The organism is Marmoricola sp. Leaf446 (genome assembly GCF_001424755.1).
Lineage (GTDB): Bacteria > Actinomycetota > Actinomycetes > Propionibacteriales > Nocardioidaceae > Marmoricola.
In genome coordinates, this window is the sequence record NZ_LMRF01000006.1 from 95,606 (window position 1) to 119,226 (window position 23,621).

23 protein-coding genes are annotated in these 23,621 nt (G+C 71.8%); 12 read left to right on the top strand and 11 right to left on the bottom strand.

Going from position 1 to position 23,621, the window contains the following annotated elements; genetic code table 11:
- Positions 1-42: 42 nt before the first annotated feature.
- Genes ASG49_RS15105 through ASG49_RS15115 form a run of 3 tightly spaced genes read right to left on the bottom strand, consistent with a single transcriptional unit; the run spans position 43 to position 2,144 of the window.
- Positions 43-1,038, bottom strand: a complete 996-nt coding sequence (locus tag ASG49_RS15105; protein ID WP_056543365.1) for an NAD(P)/FAD-dependent oxidoreductase — start codon at positions 1,036-1,038, stop codon at positions 43-45.
- 36 nt (positions 1,039-1,074) lie between these two features.
- Positions 1,075-1,626 (bottom strand): hypothetical protein, encoded by a 552-nt coding sequence (locus ASG49_RS15110; protein ID WP_156384373.1) that lies wholly within the window; start codon positions 1,624-1,626, stop codon positions 1,075-1,077.
- Positions 1,623-2,144, bottom strand: coding sequence for a hypothetical protein (locus ASG49_RS15115; protein WP_156384374.1), 522 nt, complete (start codon positions 2,142-2,144; stop codon positions 1,623-1,625). The genes ASG49_RS15110 and ASG49_RS15115 overlap by 4 nt, the downstream gene beginning before the upstream one ends.
- A gap of 158 nt (positions 2,145-2,302) precedes the next feature.
- On the opposite strand from ASG49_RS15115, the gene ASG49_RS15120 reads away from it, so the two are divergent.
- Positions 2,303-2,977, top strand: a complete 675-nt coding sequence (locus ASG49_RS15120) for a potassium channel family protein (protein ID WP_056543375.1) — start codon at positions 2,303-2,305, stop codon at positions 2,975-2,977.
- A gap of 19 nt (positions 2,978-2,996) precedes the next feature.
- Here ASG49_RS15120 and ASG49_RS15125 read toward each other — a convergent pair whose 3' ends face one another.
- The 3 genes from ASG49_RS15125 to uvrB all read right to left on the bottom strand — a co-directional run bounded on the left by ASG49_RS15125 (position 2,997) and on the right by uvrB (position 6,947).
- On the bottom strand, positions 2,997-3,440 hold the full coding sequence (locus tag ASG49_RS15125) for a VOC family protein (RefSeq protein ID WP_056543378.1): 444 nt from the start codon (positions 3,438-3,440) through the stop codon (positions 2,997-2,999).
- Between the two features lie 23 nt (positions 3,441-3,463).
- Positions 3,464-4,741 (bottom strand): nitrate/nitrite transporter, encoded by a 1,278-nt coding sequence (locus tag ASG49_RS15130; RefSeq protein ID WP_056543383.1) that lies wholly within the window; start codon positions 4,739-4,741, stop codon positions 3,464-3,466.
- A gap of 79 nt (positions 4,742-4,820) precedes the next feature.
- Positions 4,821-6,947: an excinuclease ABC subunit UvrB gene (gene uvrB / locus ASG49_RS15135; protein WP_056543385.1), complete on the bottom strand. Its 2,127-nt coding sequence runs from the start codon at positions 6,945-6,947 to the stop codon at positions 4,821-4,823.
- 88 nt (positions 6,948-7,035) lie between these two features.
- On the opposite strand from uvrB, the gene ASG49_RS15140 reads away from it, so the two are divergent.
- The 3 genes from ASG49_RS15140 (at position 7,036) to gabT (ending at position 10,621) form a co-directional block, all read left to right on the top strand.
- Complete coding sequence (locus ASG49_RS15140; protein WP_200936351.1) at positions 7,036-8,277, top strand: phosphatidylserine/phosphatidylglycerophosphate/cardiolipin synthase family protein; 1,242 nt, start codon at positions 7,036-7,038, stop codon at positions 8,275-8,277.
- On the top strand, positions 8,274-9,146 hold the full coding sequence (locus ASG49_RS15145) for a hypothetical protein (protein WP_056543388.1): 873 nt from the start codon (positions 8,274-8,276) through the stop codon (positions 9,144-9,146). Before ASG49_RS15140 ends, ASG49_RS15145 begins: the two co-directional genes overlap by 4 nt.
- 104 nt (positions 9,147-9,250) lie before the next feature.
- Positions 9,251-10,621, top strand: coding sequence for a 4-aminobutyrate--2-oxoglutarate transaminase (gene gabT / locus ASG49_RS15150; RefSeq protein WP_056543391.1), 1,371 nt, complete (start codon positions 9,251-9,253; stop codon positions 10,619-10,621).
- 28 nt (positions 10,622-10,649) lie between these two features.
- Here gabT and ASG49_RS15155 read toward each other — a convergent pair whose 3' ends face one another.
- A complete protein-coding gene (locus tag ASG49_RS15155; RefSeq protein ID WP_235562116.1) occupies positions 10,650-11,582 on the bottom strand; it encodes a LysR family transcriptional regulator in 933 nt (310 codons plus the stop codon).
- A gap of 112 nt (positions 11,583-11,694) precedes the next feature.
- Between ASG49_RS15155 and ASG49_RS18715 the strand changes: the two genes are divergently transcribed.
- A complete protein-coding gene (locus tag ASG49_RS18715) occupies positions 11,695-11,865 on the top strand; it encodes a hypothetical protein (protein ID WP_156384375.1) in 171 nt (56 codons plus the stop codon).
- 125 nt (positions 11,866-11,990) lie between these two features.
- On the opposite strand, the gene ASG49_RS15160 is transcribed toward ASG49_RS18715, so the two are convergent.
- From ASG49_RS15160 to ASG49_RS15180, 4 genes are read right to left on the bottom strand one after another with little or no spacing between them, the layout of a single operon-like run.
- Positions 11,991-12,761: an amino acid ABC transporter ATP-binding protein gene (locus tag ASG49_RS15160; RefSeq protein ID WP_056543395.1), complete on the bottom strand. Its 771-nt coding sequence runs from the start codon at positions 12,759-12,761 to the stop codon at positions 11,991-11,993.
- Entirely contained in the window at positions 12,758-14,245 is a 1,488-nt protein-coding gene (locus ASG49_RS18380; protein WP_235562117.1) for an ABC transporter substrate-binding protein/permease, read from the bottom strand. The genes ASG49_RS15160 and ASG49_RS18380 overlap by 4 nt, the downstream gene beginning before the upstream one ends.
- 46 nt (positions 14,246-14,291) lie before the next feature.
- Positions 14,292-15,560, bottom strand: coding sequence for a saccharopine dehydrogenase family protein (locus ASG49_RS15175; protein ID WP_235562118.1), 1,269 nt, complete (start codon positions 15,558-15,560; stop codon positions 14,292-14,294).
- Entirely contained in the window at positions 15,553-17,010 is a 1,458-nt protein-coding gene (locus ASG49_RS15180; RefSeq protein WP_056543401.1) for an aminobutyraldehyde dehydrogenase, read from the bottom strand. The genes ASG49_RS15175 and ASG49_RS15180 overlap by 8 nt, the downstream gene beginning before the upstream one ends.
- Before the next feature lie 132 nt (positions 17,011-17,142).
- Between ASG49_RS15180 and ASG49_RS15185 the strand changes: the two genes are divergently transcribed.
- From ASG49_RS15185 to ASG49_RS18720, 7 genes are all read left to right on the top strand, one after another.
- Complete coding sequence (locus ASG49_RS15185; RefSeq protein WP_056543405.1) at positions 17,143-18,534, top strand: aspartate aminotransferase family protein; 1,392 nt, start codon at positions 17,143-17,145, stop codon at positions 18,532-18,534.
- Between the two features lie 110 nt (positions 18,535-18,644).
- Positions 18,645-20,849, top strand: a complete 2,205-nt coding sequence (locus ASG49_RS15190) for a carbon starvation CstA family protein (protein ID WP_056543408.1) — start codon at positions 18,645-18,647, stop codon at positions 20,847-20,849.
- Complete coding sequence (locus ASG49_RS15195; protein ID WP_056543410.1) at positions 20,846-21,058, top strand: YbdD/YjiX family protein; 213 nt, start codon at positions 20,846-20,848, stop codon at positions 21,056-21,058. Before ASG49_RS15190 ends, ASG49_RS15195 begins: the two co-directional genes overlap by 4 nt.
- 19 nt (positions 21,059-21,077) lie before the next feature.
- On the top strand, positions 21,078-21,389 hold the full coding sequence (locus ASG49_RS15200; RefSeq protein WP_056543413.1) for a Dabb family protein: 312 nt from the start codon (positions 21,078-21,080) through the stop codon (positions 21,387-21,389).
- Positions 21,390-21,438: 49 nt separating this feature from the next.
- Positions 21,439-21,657, top strand: coding sequence for a hypothetical protein (locus ASG49_RS15205; RefSeq protein ID WP_056543415.1), 219 nt, complete (start codon positions 21,439-21,441; stop codon positions 21,655-21,657).
- Between the two features lie 138 nt (positions 21,658-21,795).
- Positions 21,796-23,076, top strand: coding sequence for an HNH endonuclease signature motif containing protein (locus ASG49_RS15210; protein WP_056543417.1), 1,281 nt, complete (start codon positions 21,796-21,798; stop codon positions 23,074-23,076).
- Positions 23,077-23,298: 222 nt separating this feature from the next.
- Entirely contained in the window at positions 23,299-23,553 is a 255-nt protein-coding gene (locus tag ASG49_RS18720; RefSeq protein WP_156384376.1) for a hypothetical protein, read from the top strand.
- The last annotated feature ends 68 nt before the right edge of the window (positions 23,554-23,621 follow it).

The window sequence follows — 23,621 nt, forward strand, 5'->3', positions numbered from 1 at the left end:
GGCGGCCGAGCCCGTCTGCCGGGCGGTCGCGCCCGTCGGGACCTACGAGTCCTCGCTGCTGTGGCCGGGGAAGACGTGGGCGTCGGGGTCGATCAGCACCGCCGCGTTGTTGACCGCTGTGGCGACCTCGCCGAAGCCGACCGCGATCAGCCGCACCTTGCCGGGGTAGTCGGTGATGTCGCCCGCGGCCAGCACCCGCGGCAGGTTGGTCCGCATCGCGGTGTCGACGGCGACGTGGCGGCCGGAGAACTCCAGGCCCCACTCCTTCATCGCGCTCAGGTCGGCCACGAAGCCCAGCGAGGCGACCACCGACTGCGCCGGTCGGGTGCTGACCTCGCCGTCGCTGGTGGTGATCTCGACCGCCTCGACGTGGTGCTCCCCCAGCAGCCGGGTCACCTGCGCCTTGGTGACCACCTCGACGCGCGAGGCCAGCACCGCCTCGACGGTGGCCCGGTGGGCGCGGAACTGGTCGCGGCGGTGGACGAGGGTGACCGAGGCCGCGATCGGCTCGAGGTGGTGGGCCCAGTCGAAGGCGCTGTCGCCGCCGCCGACGATGACGACGTCGCGGCCGGCGTACTCCGCGAAGGAGGGCACGAAGAACACCAGGCCCCGGTCGGCCCAGCCCTCGCCGGCCGGCAGCGGCCGGGGCGTGAACTTGCCGATCCCGGCGGTGACGATGACGACCTTGGCCGTGATCGTGGTGCCGTCGTCGAGCTCCATGACCGCACCGGCGTCGTCGGTCTTGAGCACCGTCGCCGTCCGGCCCAGGAGGTACGTCGGACGCGCGCTCGCCGCCTGCTCCACCAGCTGCTCGACCAGCTCGCGTCCCTTCACCGCCGGGAAGCCGGCGACGTCGAGGATGGTCTTCTCGGGGTACATCGCCGAGACCTGGCCGCCGAGCTCGGGCAGCGAGTCGACCACGGTGACGTCGAGGCCGCGGAAGCCGGCGTAGTAGACGCCGAACAGCCCGGCCGGGCCCGCGCCCACGATCAGCACGTCGGTGTCGACCTCGCGGCCGCCGCCACCGGGGTGGTCCATCGGGGTCCTCCTCGCCGTCGTCGGGGTCCGGGCCGCCTAGAAGGCGTCCATCCGGGACACGCGCCACTCTCCCCCATCGCGCGTCACGGTGACCAGCACCCGGACCTGGTCGACACGGCGGGTGGGCGTCAGCGGGCTGCTGGTCACCTGGTCGAGGAAGACCAGCGCGACGACCCGGTCGGCGGAGGCCGAGGAGACCGCCGACCCGCGCACCTTCACCGCCAGGCGCACCCGCTCGGCGAGGGTCTGCTCGCGGACGCCGGCCATCTGCGCGTCGTACTGCTGCCGGAAGCCGGGGGCCAGCAGCGCCCGGGTCGCCCTCACCTCGTCGTCGAAGCCCGCCGCGTCGTAGCCCAGGACCCGCTCGGCCAGCTCGACGGCGGCCCGACCGCCGGAGTCGCGGGCGGGCACCGAGCTGATCGCGCGCTCCGCGGTCGGCAGGTCGTCGGGGCGTCCGGCGCCGTGCTGCCACCACCAGCCCAGCCCCGTCGCGAGCACCGCCACGACGCAGAGCAGGACGAGGACGACCGTGGTGCCGGCGCCGCGCACGCGCCCGGGGCGGGGTGCCCCGTCGGTGGACCGCGTCATCGGACGAACTCCAGCTGCTCGGTGAGCCAGCGGCCGTCACGCTCGACCATCGTGAGACGGAGCCGGTGCTGGCGCAGCTGCTCGCGACCCGCCGACCCGTCGCGGGTGACCCGCGCGTCGGCGGCCACCAGCACCTCGGCGCGGGTGCGGGTGACGGGGCCCAGCGCGACCGCGCGCACCACCGCCCGGGCCGTGATCCGGGACTCCCGGGTGGCGGAGAGCAGGCTGTCGACGCCCTCGGCGTACTCCTCCGCGAAGTCGCCGGTCGCGCCGTCCTGGACCCGCGTGACCACCTCGCGCATCCGGCGGTGGTCGACCCCAAGGACGGCCTCGACCTCCGCCGAGGCGGCCTCGGTGACCTCCCACTGCCGGCGGGACAGCTCACGGGCGTCGGCGTCGCCGGTGCCGCCGCTCGCCGGTCGGGTCCACACCACGACCGCGGCCGCCACCAGCGCGAGCGCGAGCAGGCCGAGCAGGAGGTTGGGCCACCCCCAGCGCACACGCGGACTCCGCGCCACGACCCCTCCCTCGGTGCCGACCGACGCACCCGCCACGGCCGGGCCGACCGGTGGGGCTGATGGGGCGCATCGTAGCCAGGTCGTACCCCCTCCGCGGCGTCTCAGCGACTCCCCTCATCTGGCCAGCGACCGGGCACCGCGCCCCTAGACTGCCGCGGGTGCCCCACGCCCCCACCGCCGACTCGCTCGCCCGGCGCGCCGCCCGCCACCCCTCGGCGCTGCTGCTCACCGCCCAGCTGACCGCGGTCGTGGCCTACCCGTTCCTCGACCAGACCCGGGTCGGGGCCGCGGTGCTGGGCGTGATCTCGATGGTGGCGGTGGGCCTGGCGATCGGCGTGGTCCGCAGCACGCCCGCCCTGTCGGTGGTCGCGGTCGCGGTCGGACTGCCCGCCGTGGTGATGACCCTGGTGGAGGCGGCGACGCCCGAGACGCAGTGGGTGGCGCTGGTCAGCGCGCTGCTGCACGCGCCGTTCTACTTCTACGTCGCCTACAGCACGATCAAGTACCTCTTCCACGACGACCGGGTCACGACCGACGAGCTCTACGCCATCGGGGCGGCCTTCACCGTGGTGGCCTGGGGCTTCGCCTACCTCTACGTCGCCGTCGAGATCGTCTTCCCGGGGTCGATCGAGCCGGTGGCCGCCTCGGGCGCGGGACGGTTCTTCGACATGCTCTTCTTCTCCTTCACCAACCTGACCAGCGTCGGGCTCTCCGACATCCTGCCCGTCGGCGACCACGCCCGCTCGCTGGTGATCCTCGAGCAGGTGGCCGGGGTGCTCTACGTCGCGATGGTGATCTCGCGCCTGGTGGCCATGACCGTCCGCCACCGCTGACCGCGGTTCGGGACGCGGGTCAGTCGAGGCAGAACTCGTTGCCCTCGGGGTCGGCCATCACGATGAAGCCGATCTCCATCCGCCCGTCGGGCTCCACCCGGTGGTCGCGGGTGGCCCCGAGCGCGACCAGGCGCTCGCACTCGGCCTCCAGCGCCGCCATCCGCGCGTCCCCGGTGAGCCCGGGCGCCGCCCGCACGTCGAGGTGCAGGCGGTTCTTGGCCGTCTTGCCCTCGGGCACCCGCTGGAAGAACAGCCGCGGTCCGGACCCGCCGACCGGGCGCGCCGCCGACCGGCTGTTCCACAGCTCCTCCGGCATGCCCCAGGACCGCAGGGCGTCCTCCCAGGTGCCGAAGCCGGACGGGGGCGGCTCGACCTCGTAGCCGAGCGCTTCGCACCAGAACGCGGCGAGCGCCCCGGGGTCGGCGCTGTCGACGGTGATCTGGACCTCGCGCAGCCGGCTCATGCCACCAGCCTCGCCCCGCGGGCTCAGCGGGTCAACGACGCCTCCTGCTCCGAGAGCACCCGGGCGCGGGCCCGGCCCCGGTAGCGCCAGACCTGCACCAGCCCGAGCAGCCACAGCGGGAACTGCGCCGACATGGCCCAGCGGAACGCCTCGGGGGTGTACGCCGTGCTGGCCCCCGGCGTGCGCCAGTCGAGCAGCAGCCCGATCACCACGACCATCACCAGGCTGGCGTAGAAGCCGCCCTGGTTGATGATCCCGGTGGCGCTGGCCAGCCGGTGGGCCGGGTTGGAGGTGCGGCCGACGTCGAAGCCGATCACCGAGGCGGGACCGCCGACGCCGGTGACCAGCACCAGCACCACGAGGACGACGAACGGCGCGGGACCCGGCCAGGCCAGGACGACGGTCCAGACGACCACGATCGAGCCCACGATCACGAGCACCACGGTGGAGCGGTGCCAGGGGTGGACGCTGACCAGCCAGCCCAGGACCGGGCCGGAGAACATCATGGTCACGACCATCAGGGTGAGCAGCAGGCCGGCCGCGGCCGAGGACTGCTCCTCGCCACGGACGAAGAAGGGGTAGCCCCACAGCAGGCTCATCGTGGTGGCGCTGAACTGGGTGCAGAAGTGCATCCAGAACCCCAGCCGGGTGCCGGGGTGGCGCCAGGACGCGGCCAGGCTGGCCCGGACCGAGGCCAGCGACATCGGGGCACCGCGCAGGTTGCGGCCCTCCGGGGTGTCGTGCAGCACCACGAGCAGCGCCACGGCCAGCACCACCCCGACGCTGGCGGCGACCAGGTAGGCGCGGGTCCAGCCGAGGTGGGCCAGCGCCCACGTCATCGGGACGGCGGCGGCCACGGCGCCGGTCTGGCCCAGCGTGCCGGTGACCTGGGTGACGAACGGGATCCGGCGCAGGGGGAACCAGCTGCTGACCAGCCGCAGCAGGCAGATGAAGGTCATCGCGTCCCCCATGCCGACCCCGGCACGGGCGACCAGCGCCAGCGGGTAGCTCTCGGCGAACGCGAACACCGTCTGCCCGGCGGTCATCAGCACCAGGCCCGACAGCATCACGCTGCGCGAGCCGAAGCGGTCGACCAGCAGACCGACCGGGATCTGCATCCCGGCGTACACCAGCAGCTGGAGCATGGTGAAGGTCGCCAGCTGGGCCGCGGAGATCCCGAAGCGGTCGGTCGCGACGAGGCCGGCGACGCCGAGCGAGGAGCGGTGGAAGACCGCCAGCACGTAGACCGCGAGGCCGACGCCCCACACGGTCCAGGGGCTGCGCAGGGCGGGCGTGCTCACCGGTCCGATCGTACGCCGCACCGGCCGCGCCGCCGGCCGCCGGTCGGGCCGCCGGTCGGGCCGCGGTCGGACCCCGGGACTAGCGGGTGGCCTCCATCATCTGGCGCAGCTCCTTCTTGAGGTCCTGGACCTCGTCGCGGATCCGGGCGGCCACCTCGAACTGCAGCTCGGCGGCGGCGGTGTGCATCTGCTCGGTCAGCTGCTGCACCAGCTCGGCCAGGTCGGAGGAGGGGATGCCGGCCGTGTCGGGCGCCTTCTGGTGGACCTTGTCCATCCGCGAGAGGCCCGGGACCGGGGCCTTGCGGGACTTGTCGCCCCGGGCGCCGGTGCCCTGCCAGGTGGCCAGCAGCTCGGCGGTGTCCTCGTCGTCGCGGGCCAGCATCTCGGTGATGTCGGCGATCTTCTTGCGCAGCGGCTGGGGGTCGACGCCGTGCTCGGTGTTGTAGGCGACCTGCTTGGCACGACGGCGGTTGGTCTCGTCGATCGCCTTCTCCATCGAGGGCGTCACGCGGTCGGCGTACATCACGACCTGGCCCGACACGTTGCGGGCGGCGCGGCCGATGGTCTGGATCAGCGACTTGTCGGAGCGCAGGAAGCCCTCCTTGTCGGCGTCGAGGATCGCCACCAGCGACACCTCGGGCAGGTCGAGGCCCTCGCGGAGCAGGTTGATGCCGACGAGGACGTCGTACTCCCCCATCCGGAGCTCGCGGAGCAGCTCGATGCGGCGCAGCGTGTCGACCTCGGAGTGCAGGTAGCGGCAGCGCACGCCGTTCTCGAGGAGGTAGTCGGTGAGGTCCTCGGACATCTTCTTGGTCAGCGTGGTGACCAAGACCCGCTCGTTGCGGTCGACGCGCGCGTTGATCTCCGACATCAGGTCGTCGATCTGGCCCTTGGTCGGCTTGACCACGACCTCGGGGTCGATCAGCCCGGTGGGCCGGATGATCTGCTCGACCACGTTGTCGATGCCGCCGCCCTTGGCGATCTCGTAGTCGCCCGGGGTCGCGGAGAGGTAGATCGTCTGGCCGATGCGGTCGAGAAACTCTTCCCACCGCAGCGGCCGGTTGTCCATCGCGCTGGGCAGCCGGAAGCCGTGGTCGACGAGGTTGCGCTTGCGCGACATGTCGCCCTCGTACATGCCGCCGATCTGCGGGACCGCGACGTGGGACTCGTCGACGACCAGCACGAAGTCCTCGGCGAAGTAGTCGAGCAGGCAGTTGGGGGCGCTGCCGCGCGGGCGGCCGTCGATGTGCATCGAGTAGTTCTCGATGCCCGAGCACGAGCCGACCTGGCGCATCATCTCGATGTCGTAGGAGGTGCGCATCCGCAGCCGCTGGGCCTCCAGCAGCTTGCCCTGGCGCTCGAACAGCGCGACCTGCTCCTCCAGCTCCTTCTCGATGCTGGCGATGGCGCGCTCCATGCGCTGCGGGCCGGCGACGTAGTGGGTGGCGGGGAAGACGTAGATCTCCTGGTCGTCGGTGATCACCTCGCCCGTCACCGGGTGCAGCGTCATCAGCCGCTCGATCTCGTCGCCGAAGAACTCCACCCGCACGGCGTGCTCCTCGTAGACCGGGAAGATCTCGAGGGTGTCGCCCCGGACCCGGAAGGTGCCACGGGTGAAGGACAGGTCGTTGCGGGTGTACTGGATCTCGACCAGCCGGCGCAGCACGCCGTCGCGGTCCATCTCCTTGCCGACCTTGAGCCGGAGCATGCGGTCGACGTACTCCTGCGGGGTGCCGAGACCGTAGATGCACGACACCGTGGAGACCACGATGACGTCGCGCCGGGTCAGCAGCGAGTTGGTGGCCGAGTGCCGCAGCCGCTCGACCTCCTCGTTGATCGAGGAGTCCTTCTCGATGTAGGTGTCGGTCTGGGGGACGTAGGCCTCGGGCTGGTAGTAGTCGTAGTAGGAGACGAAGTACTCCACCGCGTTGTCGGGGAACAGCTGCCGCAGCTCGTTGGCGAACTGCGCGGCCAGCGTCTTGTTGGGCTGCATCACCAGCACCGGGCGCTGCACCTGCTCGGCCACCCACGCCACCGTGGCCGTCTTGCCGGTGCCGGTGGCACCCAGCAGCACGACGTCCTTCTCACCCCCGCGGATCCGCTCGGTGATCTCGGCGATGGCGGCGGGCTGGTCGCCGGCGGGCTGGTAGTCGGACTGCACGTCGAACGGCGCCACCCGGCGCTCGAGGTCGGTCACGGGACGCATGCGACGAGCCTACGGCCGGCCACCGACAACCCCGCCGGTCGTCTGGGAGACTGCGCCCGTGCAGCGCCGACACCTCCCCCTCGTGAACATGTCCCACCCCGTGGCCATGCTGGCCCGCCGGTTCGTCATGGTCACCTTCGGGATCCCGGTCCTGGTGGCGGTCGCGATGAGCCTGGTCGACTCCTACCGGCGGCGCGGCAAGAAGCCCAAGCCGTTCCCGACCCGCACGGCGGCGCAGACCCCGGTCGGCGGCGGCACCGTCACGACGTACTCCTTCGGGCAGGACCTGTACGACGACATGCTGCGCGCCATCGAGGGCGCCCGGTCGCAGGTGCTCCTGGAGACCTACATCTGGAAGGGCGACGCCCTCGGCGCGCGGTTCAAGAAGGCGCTGGTCGACGCGGCCGACCGCGGCGTGGAGGTGCGGGTCATCTACGACCAGTTCGCCAACCTCGTCGTGCGGCTGCCGTTCAAGCACTTCCCACCCAACGTGAAGGTGCTCGCCTTCCCCGTCTACTCGGCCGGCTGGCGGTTCTTCGACCTGCGCCGCTACGGCCGCGACCACCGCAAGATCCTCGTGGTCGACGACGAGGTGGGGTTCGTGGGCGGTTACAACCTCGGCGCGGCGTACGCCACGGAGTGGCGCGACACCCACTGCCGGATCACCGGCCCGGGCGTCGCCGACCTGACCCGGGCCTTCGCCGACTTCTGGAACCTGCACAGGGAGAAGCGGTTCCGTCGCTCGGAGTCGCCGATGCTGGTCTCGGCACCCTCGCAGTGGGAGCCCAAGATCCGGGTGCACCGCAACGTGCCGCGGCTGTGGATGTTCCCGATCCGGTCGATGTACCTCGAGGCGATCAACCGCGCGCAGCGCAACGTCTGGCTCACCAGCGCCTACTTCATCCCCGACGAGGACTTCGTGGCCACGCTCGTCCACGCGGCCCGCCGGGGCGTCGACGTCCGCATCCTGCTCCCCGCCAAGTCCAACCACATCGTGGTCGACTGGATCTCCCGCGGCTACTTCCGCCAGCTGCTCGAGGCCGGCATCAAGATCCACCGCTTCCGCGACGCGATGGTGCACGCCAAGACCGCCACCGTCGACGGGAGCTGGAGCACGATCGGCACCGCCAACGTCGACCGGCTCTCGATGACCGGCAACTACGAGATCAACGTCGAGATCATCGACGAGTCGCTGGCCCAGGAGATGGAGCGGATCTTCTCCACCGACCTGACCAACAGCCTCGAGCTGACCCTGCACGAGTGGCAGGCGCGCGACGTCTACGCGCGCTTCACCGAGTTCGTGCTCCGGCCGCTGCGGCCGCTGCTGTGAGCACCCCCTCGACCCCCTCACCGGAGCTGCTGCGCGCCGCGCGCCGCACCTGGGGCGCGCTGGAGACGCTGCACGTCGTCGGCTACTTCGCCCCGGAGCCGCCCGAGGAGTACGTCGCCCTCGGCCTGCACGACCGGCTCTCCTACTTCGCCGCGCGGGGTGCCGCGCTCGGGCCGGTCGGACCCCGTGTCACCGAGGCGACCTTCTACGTCTTCGCCCCGTGGCTGCACGACGCCGCGCTGCCCTCCGCGTGGGAGCACGCCACCCCCGAGCAGCTGGTCGAGGCCCGCCGGCGCGGCATGTCGCGCGCCCTGGCCCGGACGGTCGGCGACGTCGACGTCACCGACGCGCTCGCGCTGGCCCGGCGGCTCGCCGACGGGCTCGCGGCGACGCCGGGCAGCGCCGCCGGCCGCCCGCTGTACGCCGCGCACCTCCAGCTCGCCTGGCCCGAGGAGCCGCTGCTCGCCCTGTGGCACGCCGCCACGCTGGTCCGCGAGCACCGCGGCGACGGTCACGTCGCCCTGCTGGTCTCGCGGGGCCTGGACCCGGTCGAGGCGACCGTCCTCGACGGCGCCTGGGCCGGCAAGGAGCGGTTCCTGCGCTCCACCCGCGGCTGGAGCGAGGAGGAGCTGGCGGCGGGCGAGGACCGGCTGCGGGACCGCGGCTGGCTCGACGACGCGGCCGCCCTCACCGACCTCGGCCGGGAGCAGCGCGAGGACCTCGAGGCGGCCACCGACCGGACCTCGCTGGCCGGCTGGGAGGCCCTCGGCCTCGACGACACCGTGCGGCTGGGCGAGCTGCTGCAGCCCGTGCGCCGCGCCGTCCTCGACTCCGGCGTGCTGCCGGGCCGGCTCGGCCGCCTCGGCTGACACGTCGGCCGCCCCGGGGGCGCCGCTTGCCGTGCGACCCCCTCGCGACGGACACTGGAGTCGATCCCCCGCCGCATGACTGATTCCGCACTCGGAGGCCCCCGATGACGACCGATTCCGCAGTCGCACCCCCCGTCCCGCACGTGGGTGGGCCCGACCTCCCCCAGGAGCGGCGGCTCGTCACGGAGATCCCGGGGCCACGCTCGCGCGAGCTGCACGCCCGGCGGCAGGCGGCGGTCGCCGCGGGCGTCGGCAGCACGCTCCCGGTCTACGTCGCGGCCGCCGGCGGTGGCGTCGTGGTCGACGTGGACGGCAACAGCCTGATCGACCTCGCCAGCGGCATCGCGGTCACCGGCGTCGGCAACAGCGCGCCGGAGGTGGTGACGCGCGTGACGGCGCAGGTCGCGGCGTACACCCACACCTGCTTCATGGTCGCGCCCTACGAGGGCTACGTGGAGGTCTGCGAGAAGCTCGCCGCGCTCACCCCGGGCGACCACGCCAAGAAGGCCGCGCTGTTCAACTCCGGCGCCGAGGCCGTCGAGAACGCCGTCAAGGTCGCGCGCGCCGCGACCGGCCGTGACGCGGTGGTCGTCTTCGACCACGCCTACCACGGCCGCACCAACCTCACGATGGCGATGACGTCCAAGAACATGCCCTACAAGCACGGCTTCGGACCGTTCGCGGGAGAGGTCTACCGGGCGCCGATGTCCTACCCGTTCCGCGAGGCCGCGGAGATCACCGGTGCGCAGGCCGCCGCGCGCGCCGTCGACGTGATCGAGAAGCAGGTCGGCGCGGCCAACCTCGCCTGCGTGGTCATCGAGCCGGTGCTGGGCGAGGGCGGCTTCGTCGTGCCCGCCGCGGGCTTCCTGCCCGCGATCGCGGCCTGGTGCCGGGAGAACGGCGTGGTCTTCGTCGCCGACGAGATCCAGTCGGGCATGTGCCGCACGGGCGCGTGGTTCGCGTGCGAGCACGAGGGCGTCGTGCCCGACCTGGTCACCGTGGCCAAGGGCGTCGCCGGCGGGTTCCCGCTCGCCGCCGTCGTCGGCCGCGCCGAGCTCATGGACGCCGTGCACGGCGGCGGCCTGGGCGGCACGTACGGCGGCAACCCGGTCGCCTGCGCCGCGGCGCTCGGCGCCATCGCGACCATGGAGCAGCTCGACCTCAACGCCGCCGCGCGGCACCTCGAGGACCTGATGACCACCCGGCTGCGCGCGCTGGCCGCCGACGTCCCGGCCATCGGCGAGGTCCGCGGCCGCGGCGCCATGCTCGCGATCGAGCTGGTCCGCCCGGGCACGACCGAGCCCGACGCCGCCCTGGCCGGTCGCCTCAGCGCCGGCTGCCACGAGCGCGGCGTGCTCACCCTGACCTGCGGCACCTACGGCAACGTGCTGCGGTTCCTGCCGCCCCTGGTGATGCCGGACCACCTGCTCCACGAGGCGCTCGACGTCCTCGAGGAGGTCCTCCGCGCCCTCTGACCCGGCGGGTCAGCGGGGCGGGGGCGGGTCAGCGGGGGCGGGGGGCCCGGATCGGCTCGGCGATGGCCTGGATGCGCGCGGTGGCCAGCTCGATCATGAGCTGTGCGGCCGGGGAGAGGATCGCGTCGCGGCGGTGGACGATGGCCAGGGTGTCGTGCTGGGCGGGGCGCAGCGAGACCCAGCCGGCGTCCGGGGCCAGGCGTGGGAGCAGCTGCACGGCCGCGCCCTTGGTGATCACCGCGTCGGCCAGCCCCATGCCGACCAGCTCGACCGCGCTCTCCACGTCCTCGACCTCGATCCGGGTCTGCGGGTTGCGCCCGGTCTCGTGGAGCATCTGCCGCAGGATGATCCGCACCGAGTCGACCGCGCGGAACGTCGTCTCGGGCATCACCAGCGTCGCCTCGGACAGCCGGCGGGCGGTCACCGGCTGGCGCAGTCGCTCGGGGTCGTTGCTGATGTAGACGAGCTCGTCCCTGGCCACGGGGGTGATGGTCAGCCCCTCGCTCTCCAGCTGCGGGACCGCGATCATCGCCGCCTCGAGCCGGCCGCGCCGGAGCTCGTCGGTGACCTCGGTGCTGTTGGTGCCGATCAGCTCCACGCGGACGCCGGGGTGACGGCGCAGCACGTCGGCGACCAGGTCGGCCCCGGCGTACAGGCGCGCGATGCCAAACATGCCGAACCGGATCGTCCCGGTCTCCAGCCGCACCTGGCTGGCCACGGACGACTGCGCGTCCTCGACCGCGGCCAGCACCCGCTCGGCGTGCGGGCGCAGGTCGTCGGCGACCGTGGTGGCCACGACGCCGCGCCCCACGCGACGGAACAGCGGGGCGCCCAGCGACTTCTCCAGGTTGCGGATCTGCTCCGACACCGAGGGCTGGGCATAGCCCAGCCGGTCGGCGGCGGCCGTCAGCGACCCCTCCTCGTAGGCGGCGAGGAAGCAGCGGAGTTGGTGCAGCGTCATCACAGGCTGAGCCTATAGGAACTGAAGGAAAGCGAGGCTACCTCTATCAGTTGAATATCGTCATACTTGGGGGACGAGCCCGATTCGCCGAGTCCCTGAGAGGGAGGCCCCCATGTTCGACCACTACTGCAGCGCCTGCGAGCAGCGTCAGCTGATCGCCCCCAGCCAGGTGACCTCGATCGACAACACCGACCAGGGCATCTTCGTCAGCTTCCGCTGCTGGTGCGGCGCCGAGGGTCACGTCCTCACCGGTCGCAAGGCCCACGACCTCGTCGCTGCCTGACCCGCGCCGAGCGGCGTACGACGGCCGCGCTCCCCGCACGATCCTGCTGCTCCCCGGGCGATGTTCTGCGCGGGGAGCAGAGGTTTCACAGGGGACCCTGTGAAACCGACGGTGGTGCGCCGTGCCTAGCGCGCCTCGAGCACCCGGCTGAGGAACTGCCGGGTGCGCTCGTGCTGCGGGTCGCGGAGCACGTCCGGTCCGCCCTGCTCGGCGATGACGCCGCCGTCGAGGAACAGCACCTGGTCGGCGACGTCGCGGGCGAACCGCACCTCGTGGGTGACGATGACCAGGGTCCAGCCCCGCGTCGCGAGGTCGCGCACCACGCCCAGCACCTCGCCGACCAGCTCGGGGTCGAGTGCCGAGGTGGGCTCGTCGAGCAGCACCACCTGGGGGTTCAGCGCCAGCGCACGGGCGATGCCCACGCGCTGCTGCTGGCCGCCCGAGAGCTGTGAGGGGTACGCCGAGCCGCGGTCGGCCAGCCCCACCTGCTCGAGCAGCCGGTGGGCGTCGGCCTCCGCCTCGCCGGCGGGCCGGCCCTGCACCCGGACCGGCCCCTCGGTGAGGTTCTGCAGGACCGTCATGTGCGGGAACAGGTGGTGGGACTGGAAGACCATGCCGCTGCGAGCCCGCAGCGCAGCCAGTTCTCGCTTCTGCTCGGCCTTGCCGAGGTCGTCGAAGCTGCCGAAGTCGATGCTCGCGTCGGCGATCCGGACCACGCCCGCGTCGGGCTGCTCCAGCACGTTGAGCGAGCGCAGCAGCGTCGACTTGCCCGACCCCGACGGCCCGAGGACGGCCGTCACCGAGCCCTCGTCGACGGTGAACGAGACGTCGCGCAGCACCTCGGTGCCGTCGAAGGCCTTGCGCAGGCCCCGGACCTCGATGAGTGGACGGGTCATGAGACGTACCTCCCGAGTCGGCGTTCGAGCGGTTCCTGCGCCAGGGAGACCAGGAAGCAGATGACCCAGTAGTAGAACGCCGCCAGCAGGTAGAGCGGGAGGTACTCGAAGCTGGTCGACGCGGCGGACACCGCCGCGCGGAACAGCTCCGGCACCAGCACGACCGCGGCGAGCGAGGTGTCCTTGATCAGCGACAGCAGCGTGTTGCCCAGCGGCGGCACCGCGATCCGGGCCGCCTGGGGCAGCACGACCCGGCGCATCGTCAACCGGCGGTCCATGCCGATCGAGGTCGCGGCCTCGAACTGGCCGCGCGGCACCGAGAGGATGGCGCCGCGGATGATCTCGGCCGCGTAGCCGGCGACGTTGAGGCTGAAGGCGACCGTGGCCGCGACGTACGGGTCGAGCTTGAGCCCGATCTGGCCCAGGCCGAAGTAGACGATGAACAGCTGCGCCAGCAGCGGCGTGCCCCGGATGATGGACACGAAGACCCGGGCCGGCACGTTGGCCAGGCGCGAGGACGAGAGCCGGCCGAGGGCCACCACGAGCGCGAGGGCGAGGCCGATGACGAAGCTGATCACCGTCAGCGGGATGGTGCCCTTGACCGCACCCCACAGCATCGGGCCGGCGGTGCTGCGCAGGACCTCCCAGGTGGTCGCGCTCCGGTCGCCCTGGAGGTCGATCTCGGTCGAGGCCTCGGAGGAGACGTCGGTGCCGAAGTACTTCTCCGAGAGACGCGCCAGCGTCCCGTCCGCGCGCAGCGTCTCCAGGGCCTGGTCGGCCTCGCGCTGCAGCTGGGGGGCGTCCTTGCGGAAGGTGAGGGCCTGCTCGCCGACGTCGTCGCCGGCGTAGCCCGCGATCTTGACCTCGTCGGAGCCGCTGGTCTCGAGGTAGTCGAGCACCGCGATGTTGTCGTTGACGATCGCGTCGACGCGGCCCTGCGCCAGCAGGGTGGCGGCCTGGGAGAACTGCTCGACGTTCTCGACCTTCGCGCCCGCGTCCTTGGCGACCTGCGACCAGTTGCTGGTCTCGGACTGTGCGGTGGTCTTGCCCTTCAGGTCGGCCAGCGTGGTGATGCTGTCGTCGTCGGCGGCCGTGACGATGACGCCGCGGGAGTAGGTGTAGGGCTCGGAGAAGCGGTAGCGCGCCTCCCGCTCGGGGTTGATCGTGATCTGGTTGGCGACCACGTCGATGCGCCCGCTGTCCAGCGACCCGAAGATCGCGTCGAACGGCGAGGTCGCGAACTCGAGCCGCCACCCGGCCTCCTGGGCCACCGCCTTGACGACGTCGACGTCGTAGCCCGTGAGGTCGCCGGTGTCCGGGTCCTCGAACGTGAAGGGCGGGTAGGTGCCCTCCGTGCCGACCCGCACGACCCGGTCCTCGCCCGAGCCGTCGGCGGCCGAGGCGGGGCCGGCGCCGACGAGGAGCGCCAGGGGTGCCACTACCGCCATCGCGAGCAGCAGCAGGACGAACCGGAGTTTGTGCACCCGGCAACCGTACTTTGCCGCGCCGACGCGATCGGACCGCCTCGGGCTACGCCGTGGCCGACGCCGGGTCTGCTGCCCCCTCGAGCACGTCGTCGCGCTGGCCCCACGGGGCGCCGTACTCGGTGAGCAGGTCGAGGAACGGCACCGCGTCGAAGGCCTCCGGGCCCAGCACGCCGGCGCCCTGCCAGGTGCCGCGGCTGAGCAGCTCGAGGGCCACCACGGGGTTGACCGCGGTCTGCCAGACCACGCACTGGTGGCCGTACTCCTGCATCGACCAGGCGTTGTCCACGACCTGGTAGAGGTACGTCGACCGCGGCCGGCCGTCGAGCCCGGTGCCGGTCACGCGGAGCCCGGCGCAGGTCTTGCCGGTCATCCGGGGCCCGATGGTGGCCGGGTCGGGCAGCACGGCGGCGACGACGTCGCGGGGCGACACCTCGACGCCCTTCACGCGGACCGGCTCGGTGCGGTCGAGGCCGAGCGTGTGCAACGAGCGCAGGATGGAGATGAACTCCTCGCCGAGGCCGTACTTGAAGGTCACGCGCTGGGCCTCGACCCAGCGCGGCATCAGCAGCACCTCCTCGTGCTCGACGTTGACGCACTCGACCGGCCCGATGCCCTCGGGGAAGTCGAAGACCTCCGGCTCGCTGAACGGCGGCGTGGTGAACCAGCCGCGGTCGCGCTCCCACACCACCGGCGGGTTGAGGCACTCCTCGATCGTGGTCCACATCGAGAACGACGGCGCGAAGATCTCGCGGCCCTCGTCGTCGGTCACCACCAGGTTGGCGCCGTCGCGGGTGCCGAGCTCGTCGATCTCGCGGAACAGGTGGTCGGCGGCGTAGCGCGCGAACACGTCGGAGAGGCCGGGCTCGACCCCGATCCCGACCAGGGCGAGGCGGCCGTCGCGCTCCCACTGGTCGGCCACGGCGAACTGCTCGTCGCCGAGCTTGATGCCGGTGTGCTCGTGGGGGTGCTCGGGGTGGGGCCGCGAGAGGCTCATCGCCATGTCGAGGTAGTCGGCGCCGGCGGCGGCCGCCCCCTCGAAGACCGGCATGGTGAAGACCGGGTCGACGGCGTTCATCACGTGGGTGACCGCGTGCCGGCGTACGAGCTCGGCGACCGCGGCGGCGTCCGAGGCGTCCACCCGGTCGGCCACGAACCGCTCGTCGCCCAGCGCGGCCACGGCCTTCTCGGCGCGCTCGAGCGCGTGGTCGCTGACCACGCACAGCTCGAAGAAGTCGCGGCGCGCGGCGATCGCGGTGAACGCCGACCCCACGCCCCCGGCGCCGACCAGCAGGATCCGCATGCCGTCACTCACCCGTGTAGCTCATGACGTGCTTGATCCGGGTGTAGTCCTCGAAGCCGTACATGGAGAGGTCCTTGCCGTAGCCGCTGTGCTTGAACCCGCCGTGGGGCATCTCGCTCACGAACGGGATGTGGGTGTTGATCCAGACCGCACCGAAGTCGAGGCGGCGCGAGACGCGCAGCGCGCGGGCGTGGTCCTTGGTCCACACGCTCGAGGCGAGGCCGTACTTCACGTCGTTGGCCCAGCGCAGCGCCTCGGCCTCGTCGGAGAACCGCTGCACCGTCATCACGGGGCCGAAGATCTCGCTCTGCACCTGCTCGTCGGTCTGCTGCAGGCCCGAGAGCACGGTGGGGTCGTAGAAGTAGCCGCGGTCGCCGTGGCGGGTGCCGCCGGTGACGACGCTGGCGTGGTCGGGCAGCCGGTCGACCATGCCGCTGACGTGGGCGAGCTGGTTCTCGTTGTTGAGCGGGCCGTAGTAGGTGCCCTCGGCGTCGGGCCGGCCGGTCGGCATCCCTCGCGCCGCCTCGGCCAGCGCGGCCACGAACTCGTCGTGGATGCCGGCCTGCACCAGCACGCGGGTGGCGGCGGTGCAGTCCTGGCCGGCGTTGAAGAGTCCGGCGCCGGCGATGCCCTCCGCGGCAGCCGCGACGTCGGCGTCGTCGAAGACCACGACCGGCGCCTTGCCGCCGAGCTCGAGGTGCACCCGCTTGAGGTCGCGCGAGGCGGACTCCGCGACCTGCATGCCGGCCCGCACCGAGCCGGTGATGGCGACCATCTGCGGGGTCGGGTGCTCCACCAGCGCGCGGCCGGTGTCGCGGTCGCCGCAGACGACGTTGAGCACGCCCGGCGGCAGGATGCCGGCGGCGATCTCGGCCAGCAGCGTGGAGGAGGCGGGGGTGGTGTCCGAGGGCTTGAGGACGACGGTGTTGCCGGCGGCCAGCGCCGGGGCGACCTTCCAGATCATCATCAGCAGCGGGTAGTTCCACGGCGTCACCTGGCCGACGACGCCGATCGGCTCGCGGCGCACCCAGGAGGTGTGGTCGGGGAGGTACTCGCCGGCCGAGATGCCGTTGAGGGTCCGGGCGGCCCCGGCGAAGAACTTGAAGTGGTCCGAGGCGTAGGGCATCTCCTCCTCCATCGTGACCTGGAGGGGCTTGCCGGTGTCCTTGCACTCGACGGCGTTGATCTCCTCGATCCGGTCCTCGATGGCGCGGGCGAGGTCGAGCAGCCGGTGGGAGCGCTCCTGCGGGGTGGCGTACCCCCAGCCCTCGAAGGCCGCGTCCGCCGCGGCGTACGCCCGGTCGAGGTCCTCCGCACCGGACCTGGGCGCGGTCGCGTAGGTCTCGCCCGTGGTGGGGTCGACGACGTCGTAGGTCTCGCCGGACGCGGCGTCGACGAGCTCGCCGTTCACGACGTTGCGGAAGCGGGTGCCTGGGTCGGTGCCGGGGTGGGTGTCAGCCATGGAGGCAGAGTAGTGACGGGACAACGGATTCGGTAGGTCTGGGGCCATCTCGAGCATGGATCCGGTCGAAAACACGGGTGTTCACCGTGATTTCGATTGCCAGCCCCGGCGTACGGGAGGCAGACTGGAGCGATGAACCAGCCCCTGACCGACGAGGCGCGCCAGCAGGCTGCCAAGGACCACCTGTGGATGCACTTCACGCGCCACTCGACCTACGACACCCACGAGGTGCCGACGATCGTCCGCGGCGACGGCGCCTACGTCTGGGACGCGAACGGCAAGAAGTACCTCGACGGCCTCGCCGGCCTCTTCGTCGTGCAGGCCGGCCACGGCCGCACCGAGCTGGCCGAGGCCGCGGCCAAGCAGGCGGCCGAGCTGGCGTTCTTCCCGCTCTGGTCCTACGCCCACCCCACCGCGATCGACCTGGCGGCCCGCGTCGCGTCGTACGCCCCGGGCGACCTCGACCGCGTCTTCTTCACCACCGGCGGCGGCGAGGCCGTGGAGTCGGCCTGGAAGCTGGCCAAGCAGTACTTCAAGCTGACCGGCAAGCCCACCAAGCACAAGGTGATCAGCCGGGCCATCGCCTACCACGGCACGCCCCAGGGCGCGCTCTCGATCACCGGCCTGCCGGGCATGAAGGCGCCCTTCGAGCCGCTGGTGCCCTCGACCTTCCGGGTGCCCAACACCAACCTCTACCGCGCCGAGGAGACCTCCTACCTGGGCGACCCGAACGACGCCGAGCGGTTCGGCCGCTGGTGCGCCGACCGGATCGCCGAGGCCATCGAGTTCGAGGGTCCCGACACCGTGGCCGCGGTGTTCCTGGAGCCGGTGCAGAACTCCGGAGGCTGCTTCCCGCCCCCGCCCGGCTACTTCCAGCGGGTCCGCGAGATCTGCGACGAGTACGACGTGCTGCTGGTCAGCGACGAGGTGATCTGCGCCTTCGGTCGGCTCGGCCACATGTTCGCCGCCGAGCGCTACGGCTACCAGCCCGACATCATCACCTGCGCCAAGGGCCTGACCTCGGGCTACTCCCCGCTCGGCGCGATGATCGCCACCGACCGGCTGTTCGAGCCGTTCAGCAAGGGCGACACCTCCTTCGCCCACGGCTACACCTTCGGCGGCCACCCCGTCTCGACCGCGGTCGCGATGGCCAACCTCGACATCTTCGAGCGCGAGCAGCTCAACGAGCACGTCCTCGCCACCGAGGGCGACCTGCGCGCGACGCTGGAGAAGCTGAACGACCTGCCGATCGTGGGCGACGTCCGCGGCGACGGGTTCTTCTACGGCATTGAGCTGGTCAAGGACAAGGCGACCAAGGAGACCTTCACCGACGCCGAGTCCGAGCGGCTGCTGCGCGGGTTCCTCTCCGGCGCGCTGTTCGAGGCCGGGCTCTACTGCCGCGCCGACGACCGCGGCGACCCGGTCGTGCAGCTCGCTCCCCCGCTGATCTGCGAGCAGTCGCACTTCGACGAGATCGAGTCGACGCTGCGCTCGGTGCTCACGGAGGCCTGGGACCGGCTGTAGGTCACGGTCGCCTCACGACCCGGCCCGCCACCGGCGGCGTACGACGTGACGACGGTCACCCGGCGTTACCCTGGCCCCGCTCACAGCGGTCCGCCACCGGGAGGCACCCCATGTCCACGTCCACCACCACGCGTCGCGCCGACGGGCCACCGCCCGAGCGCAGCCGCCGACCCTTGCCCAGGTCGATCGCGATCTGGACGGTCGTCGCCCTCGTCGGCGCCACCTGCTGGGCGGTCCTGGCGCTGAGCCGGGGCGAGGAGGTGTCGGCGCTCTGGATCCTGTTCGCGGCCCTGTCGTCGTACGCCATCGCCTACCGCTTCTACTCGCGCTTCATCGCCCGCCGGGTGCTGCGGCTCGACGACACCCGGGCCACGCCGGCCGAGCGGCTCGAGAACGGCACCGACTTCGAGGTGACCGACCGACGCGTGCTCTACGGCCACCACTTCGCGGCCATCGCCGGGGCCGGTCCGCTCGTCGGCCCGGTCCTCGCGGCGCAGATGGGCTACCTGCCCGGCACGGTCTGGATCATCGTCGGCGTCATCTTCGCCGGCTGCGTCCAGGACATGGTCACGATGTTCTTCTCGATGCGTCGCGACGCCAAGAGCCTGGGCCAGATGATCCGCGAGGAGATCGGCCTGGTCGGCGGCGTCGCCGCCCTGATCGCGGTGTTCGCGATCATGATCATCCTGCTGGCGGTGCTCGCCCTGGTCGTGGTCAACGCGATGGCCGAGTCGCCCTGGGCGGTCACCTCGATCGGCCTCACCATCCCGATCGCGCTGTTCATGGGCTTCTACCTGCGCTTCATCCGCCCGGGCCGTGTCATGGAGGTCACCGCGGTCGGCGTGGTGCTGCTCCTGGCCGCGATCATCCTGGGCGGCGTCGTCGACGGCTCCGCGCTGGGCGAGTCGCTGACGCTGTCCAAGGAGACGCTGACGTTCCTGCTCGTGGCGTACGGCTTCGTCGCCTCGATCCTGCCGGTCTGGATGCTGCTGACCCCGCGCGACTACCTCTCGACCTTCATGAAGGTCGGCGTCATCGTGCTGCTCGCCGTGGGCATGATCCTGGCCCGGCCGGTGCTGCAGACCGACGCGGTGACCTCGTTCGCGATCGAGGGCAACGGGCCGGTGTTCGCCGGCTCGCTGTTCCCGTTCCTGTTCATCACCATCGCCTGCGGTGCGCTGTCGGGCTTCCACGCGCTGATCTCCTCGGGCACCACGCCCAAGATGCTGGCCAAGGAGAGCCACGTCCGGATGGTCGGCTACGGCGGCATGCTGATGGAGTCGTTCGTGGCCATCTCGGCGCTGATCGCGGCCTGCGTCATCGACCAGGGCCTCTACTTCGCGATGAACTCCCCCGCCGGCGTCACCGGCGGCACCGTCGAGGGCGCGGCCGAGTTCGTCGGCACCCTCGGCTACTCGATCACCCCCGACCAGCTCGCCGCCTTCTCGGCGAGCGTCGAGGAGGAGCTGGTCTCGCGCACCGGTGGCGCCCCGACCCTGGCCTTCGGCATCTCGCAGATCTTCAGCGACGCCTTCGGCGGCGGTCTGGCGGCGTTCTGGTACCACTTCGCGATCATGTTCGAGGCGCTGTTCATCCTCACCGCCGTCGACGCCGGCACCCGCGTGGGCCGGTTCATGCTGCAGGACACCATCGGCAACGTGTGGCCCAAGTTCGGTGACACCTCGTGGCGTCCCGCGGCCTGGATCGCCTCGGCCATCACGGTCGGCGCCTGGGGCTACATGCTCTACGTCGGCGTCACCGACCCGCTCGGCGGCATCAACCAGCTGTTCCCGCTGTTCGGGATCGCCAACCAGCTGCTCGCGGCGATCGCGCTCATCCTGTGCGTGACGCTGTTCTGCAAGCACGGCTGGTGGAAGTTCGTCTGGGTGCCGGCCGTGCCGCTGGCCTGGGACCTCGTGGTCACCATGACCGCGAGCTACCAGAAGGTGTTCTCCGACAACCCCGCCATCGGCTACTTCGCCCAGGCCGACCGCTACCGCACCGCCCGCGAGGCCGGCGAGGTGCTGGCCCCGGCCACGGACGTCGCGCAGATGAACACCGTCGTCACCAACTCCACGGTCAACGGCATCCTGCAGGCGAGCTTCGCCCTGCTGGTGCTGGTGATCCTGGCCAACGCGGTCGTCATCTGGGTCAAGGCCGCCCGGGCCGGCACGCTGCCGACCACCGAGGTGCCGCACACGCCCTCCGAGGTCGTCGCGCCCGCCGACTTCTTCGCCACGGCGGAGGAGAAGAAGGCCGTCGCCGAGTGGGAGGCCTCCCGCGGCGAGCCGGTGGGCGGAGGACACCGCCGGTGACCACCCCCCTCGCACCGTCCGGTCAGGGTCCGCTCCGGCGGGCCCTGGCCGGGGTGCGGTGGTATGTCCGCGAGCTCAGCGGCGAGGCCAAGTGGGACCAGTACGTCGCCCGCTGCGCCCGCGAGGGCACCGAGCCGATGAGCCGTCGGGCCTTCGAGCGCCACCGCGACGACCACCGCGAGCACGGCACGCAGCAGCGCTGCTGCTGAGCCCAGCAGACTCCTCCCCATGATCCGCAACGTCGTCGTCGGGGTGGTCCGTGAAGGTGTGTCCCCGGAGCAGCTGGAGGCGGCGCTCGACGCGCTGCGGTCCTTCGAGATGGACGGGGTGCGGGTCGGCATCGTCGCCGGCCAGGACCTCGGGCTGCGCCAGGGCAACGCGTCGTACTGCCTGACGGTGGACTTCCCCGACGCCGAGGCCTACCGCGCCTACGACCTCGACGAGGAGCACAACCGGATCCGGCGCGAGCTGTTCGCGCCGATCTCCAGCTCGATCCAGCGGATCCAGTTCGAGCTGCCGGACGCGGGCCGTACGCCGTAAGCCCTGCTCGATGCGGTGTGGCGGGCTTCCGACCCGCATACTGGAGAGGATGTCTCCCTCCCCCGCACGTCGCCGCCACCTGCCCAACAGCCCCTTCGCCGCCCCTGTGGAGCCGGTGATCGAGGTCTTCGAGCTCGACGACCGGGTCACCCACGACGCCTACGGGCTGGGTCGCATCGTCAGCGTCGAGGCCGAGGCCGTCACGGTGGACTTCTCGGGGCGCCGGCTGCGGATCACCAGCCCGTACCCCAAGCTCACGGGTCTCTAGGCGACCACGGGTCCGCCTCTGGGTTGACCACTGCCCCGGTTCGCCGGTGTTGTCCCGGCCCATCCTGTGGATGAAACCGCAGGTCAGCGCCGTTTTGGGCCTCCGCGGTTTGTCGGTGCTCGGTGCTTGGATGGATCCATGAGCAGCTCCGGCGGAGAGACGACGACGGCCCACCCGGTCGCCGGTTTCGTCCACCGGCTGCGCTCGCGTCTCGACGACCTCGACCGGCCCACGGCCCGGCCGGTCTGGGCGATGACCCCGGCCGAGCAGCGCCACGTCCTGACCGAGCTCGCCGTCGCCCAGGCCCAGCTCGACTCGCTGCGGTTGGCCGTCCTGGCCGAGGCCGACCGGTCGGGGGTCACCGAGGACACGGGCGCCCGCTCGGCGGCCGACTGGGTCGCCGTCGAGACGCGTCAGACGCGCGTCGAGGCACGCTCCGAGCTGCGGCTCGCCCGCGCCCTGGAGGAGCACGGCCCGCTCCGCGACGCCCACGGCCACGGGTGGGTCAACACCGCGCAGGCACGCGTCATCGCCGCGGCCGTGGACCTGCTGCCCACCACCGGCGACCTGGCCGTCACCGTCGAGGACCGCATCGACGCCGAGGTGTGGCTGATCATGCAGGCCCAGGACCACGACGCGACGACGCTGCGCGTGCTGGGGCGGCGGCTGTTCGAGGTCATCGCGCCCGACCGCGCCGACGAGATCGAGGGCCGGCTGCTCGAGGCCGAGGAGCAGGCCGCGGCCCGGCGTACGACACTGACGATGCGGGAGGACGACCAGGGCACCTGCCACGGCCGGTTCCGGATCCCCGCCCGCCACGGCCAGATGCTGGCCAAGATGATCCACACCCTCGCCTCACCGACGCGGCCCGACTCCCCCGCCGCCGACGTCGACGACGCCCCGCTCGCGGTCCGCCACGGCGTCGCGTTCACCGAGCTGATCGAGCGGGTCCCCGCGGACTCCCTGCCCACCGCGGGCGGGGTCGGCGCCACCGTCGTGGTGACGATGACGCTGGACCAGCTGGTGGGTCGTCTCGAGGACGCCGGCGTCGCCACCCTCGACACCGGCGGCCGCATCTCCGCCGCCGAGGCACGTCGGCTGGCGTGTGGCGCGGGTGTCATCCCAGCCGTCCTCGGCGGCACCTCGGTCCCGCTCGACCTCGGCCGCGAGCGTCGCTACGCCACCAAGCACCAGCGCATCGCCGCCCAGCTCCGCGACGGCCACTGCACCGCCCAGGGCTGCGACGCCCCGCCCGCGCTCTGCCACCTCCACCACGACGTCCCGTGGTCCGAGAGCGGCGCCACCGACCAGCACAACCTGCGCCTGCTCTGCGGCCACCACCACCGCCGCGTCCACGACCCCGCGTTCCGTCACGAACGGATGCCCGACGGGTCGGTCAGGTTCCACCGGCGGGAGTGAGGGGCCTTTCCGCTCGTTGTCGTGGTGCTCGAAGGTCCAGATGGCCATCCAGGTGTCGCCCGCCGCGATCGGCTAAAGACGGCCAGATCTTCCGACCATTCGAGTGACGTGCCCCCACGGGTCCCCCTACCCTCCTTGATCTCGACCAGCGCTCAGACCGGGCACATCGATGCAGTCGGCACCGCGTCTGAACGCTCCGTTCCGCAACCACAGGAGTCTCACATGACCTCTCCCGCAACACTGGATTTCTCCCGCGCTATGGAACTGCTCGAGGAGGCACGTTCGATTTGCAACCGTCTACACGGCCAGGGCACCAACGTGGAAAGCAACGACAGGTCAAAGGCCGCCAACAGGGCTGAGGTTTCCCGCCTCATCCTCTTTGCGGGGCACCTCGGCGATTGTGCACGACTGGAGATACAGAGCCAGTTTCATCTGTTCAAGGGACAGGAGAACGTTCCCAGGGTGACCCCCACCTGAGTTCGAGGTGGGCCGGCCCCCTCATGGCGGCACACGCGCCGCGCTTCAAGGTGCAGGGCTGCTGATGT

Coding starts and splice junctions, on each gene's coding strand:
- ASG49_RS15105 (WP_056543365.1), bottom strand. CDS start 1,038: ATGGACCACCCCGGTGGCGGCGGCCGCGAGGTCGACACCGACGTGCTG.
- ASG49_RS15155 (WP_235562116.1), bottom strand. CDS start 11,582: ATGACGCTGCACCAACTCCGCTGCTTCCTCGCCGCCTACGAGGAGGGG.
- ASG49_RS18720 (WP_156384376.1), top strand. CDS start 23,299: ATGACCTCTCCCGCAACACTGGATTTCTCCCGCGCTATGGAACTGCTC.
- ASG49_RS18715 (WP_156384375.1), top strand. CDS start 11,695: ATGTTCGACCACTACTGCAGCGCCTGCGAGCAGCGTCAGCTGATCGCC.
- ASG49_RS15125 (WP_056543378.1), bottom strand. CDS start 3,440: ATGAGCCGGCTGCGCGAGGTCCAGATCACCGTCGACAGCGCCGACCCC.
- ASG49_RS15160 (WP_056543395.1), bottom strand. CDS start 12,761: ATGACCCGTCCACTCATCGAGGTCCGGGGCCTGCGCAAGGCCTTCGAC.
- gabT (WP_056543391.1), top strand. CDS start 9,251: ATGACGACCGATTCCGCAGTCGCACCCCCCGTCCCGCACGTGGGTGGG.
- ASG49_RS15140 (WP_200936351.1), top strand. CDS start 7,036: ATGTCCCACCCCGTGGCCATGCTGGCCCGCCGGTTCGTCATGGTCACC.
- ASG49_RS15185 (WP_056543405.1), top strand. CDS start 17,143: ATGAACCAGCCCCTGACCGACGAGGCGCGCCAGCAGGCTGCCAAGGAC.
- ASG49_RS15205 (WP_056543415.1), top strand. CDS start 21,439: ATGTCTCCCTCCCCCGCACGTCGCCGCCACCTGCCCAACAGCCCCTTC.
- ASG49_RS15210 (WP_056543417.1), top strand. CDS start 21,796: ATGAGCAGCTCCGGCGGAGAGACGACGACGGCCCACCCGGTCGCCGGT.
- ASG49_RS15110 (WP_156384373.1), bottom strand. CDS start 1,626: ATGACGCGGTCCACCGACGGGGCACCCCGCCCCGGGCGCGTGCGCGGC.
- ASG49_RS15190 (WP_056543408.1), top strand. CDS start 18,645: ATGTCCACGTCCACCACCACGCGTCGCGCCGACGGGCCACCGCCCGAG.
- uvrB (WP_056543385.1), bottom strand. CDS start 6,947: ATGCGTCCCGTGACCGACCTCGAGCGCCGGGTGGCGCCGTTCGACGTG.
- ASG49_RS15200 (WP_056543413.1), top strand. CDS start 21,078: ATGATCCGCAACGTCGTCGTCGGGGTGGTCCGTGAAGGTGTGTCCCCG.
- ASG49_RS15180 (WP_056543401.1), bottom strand. CDS start 17,010: ATGGCTGACACCCACCCCGGCACCGACCCAGGCACCCGCTTCCGCAAC.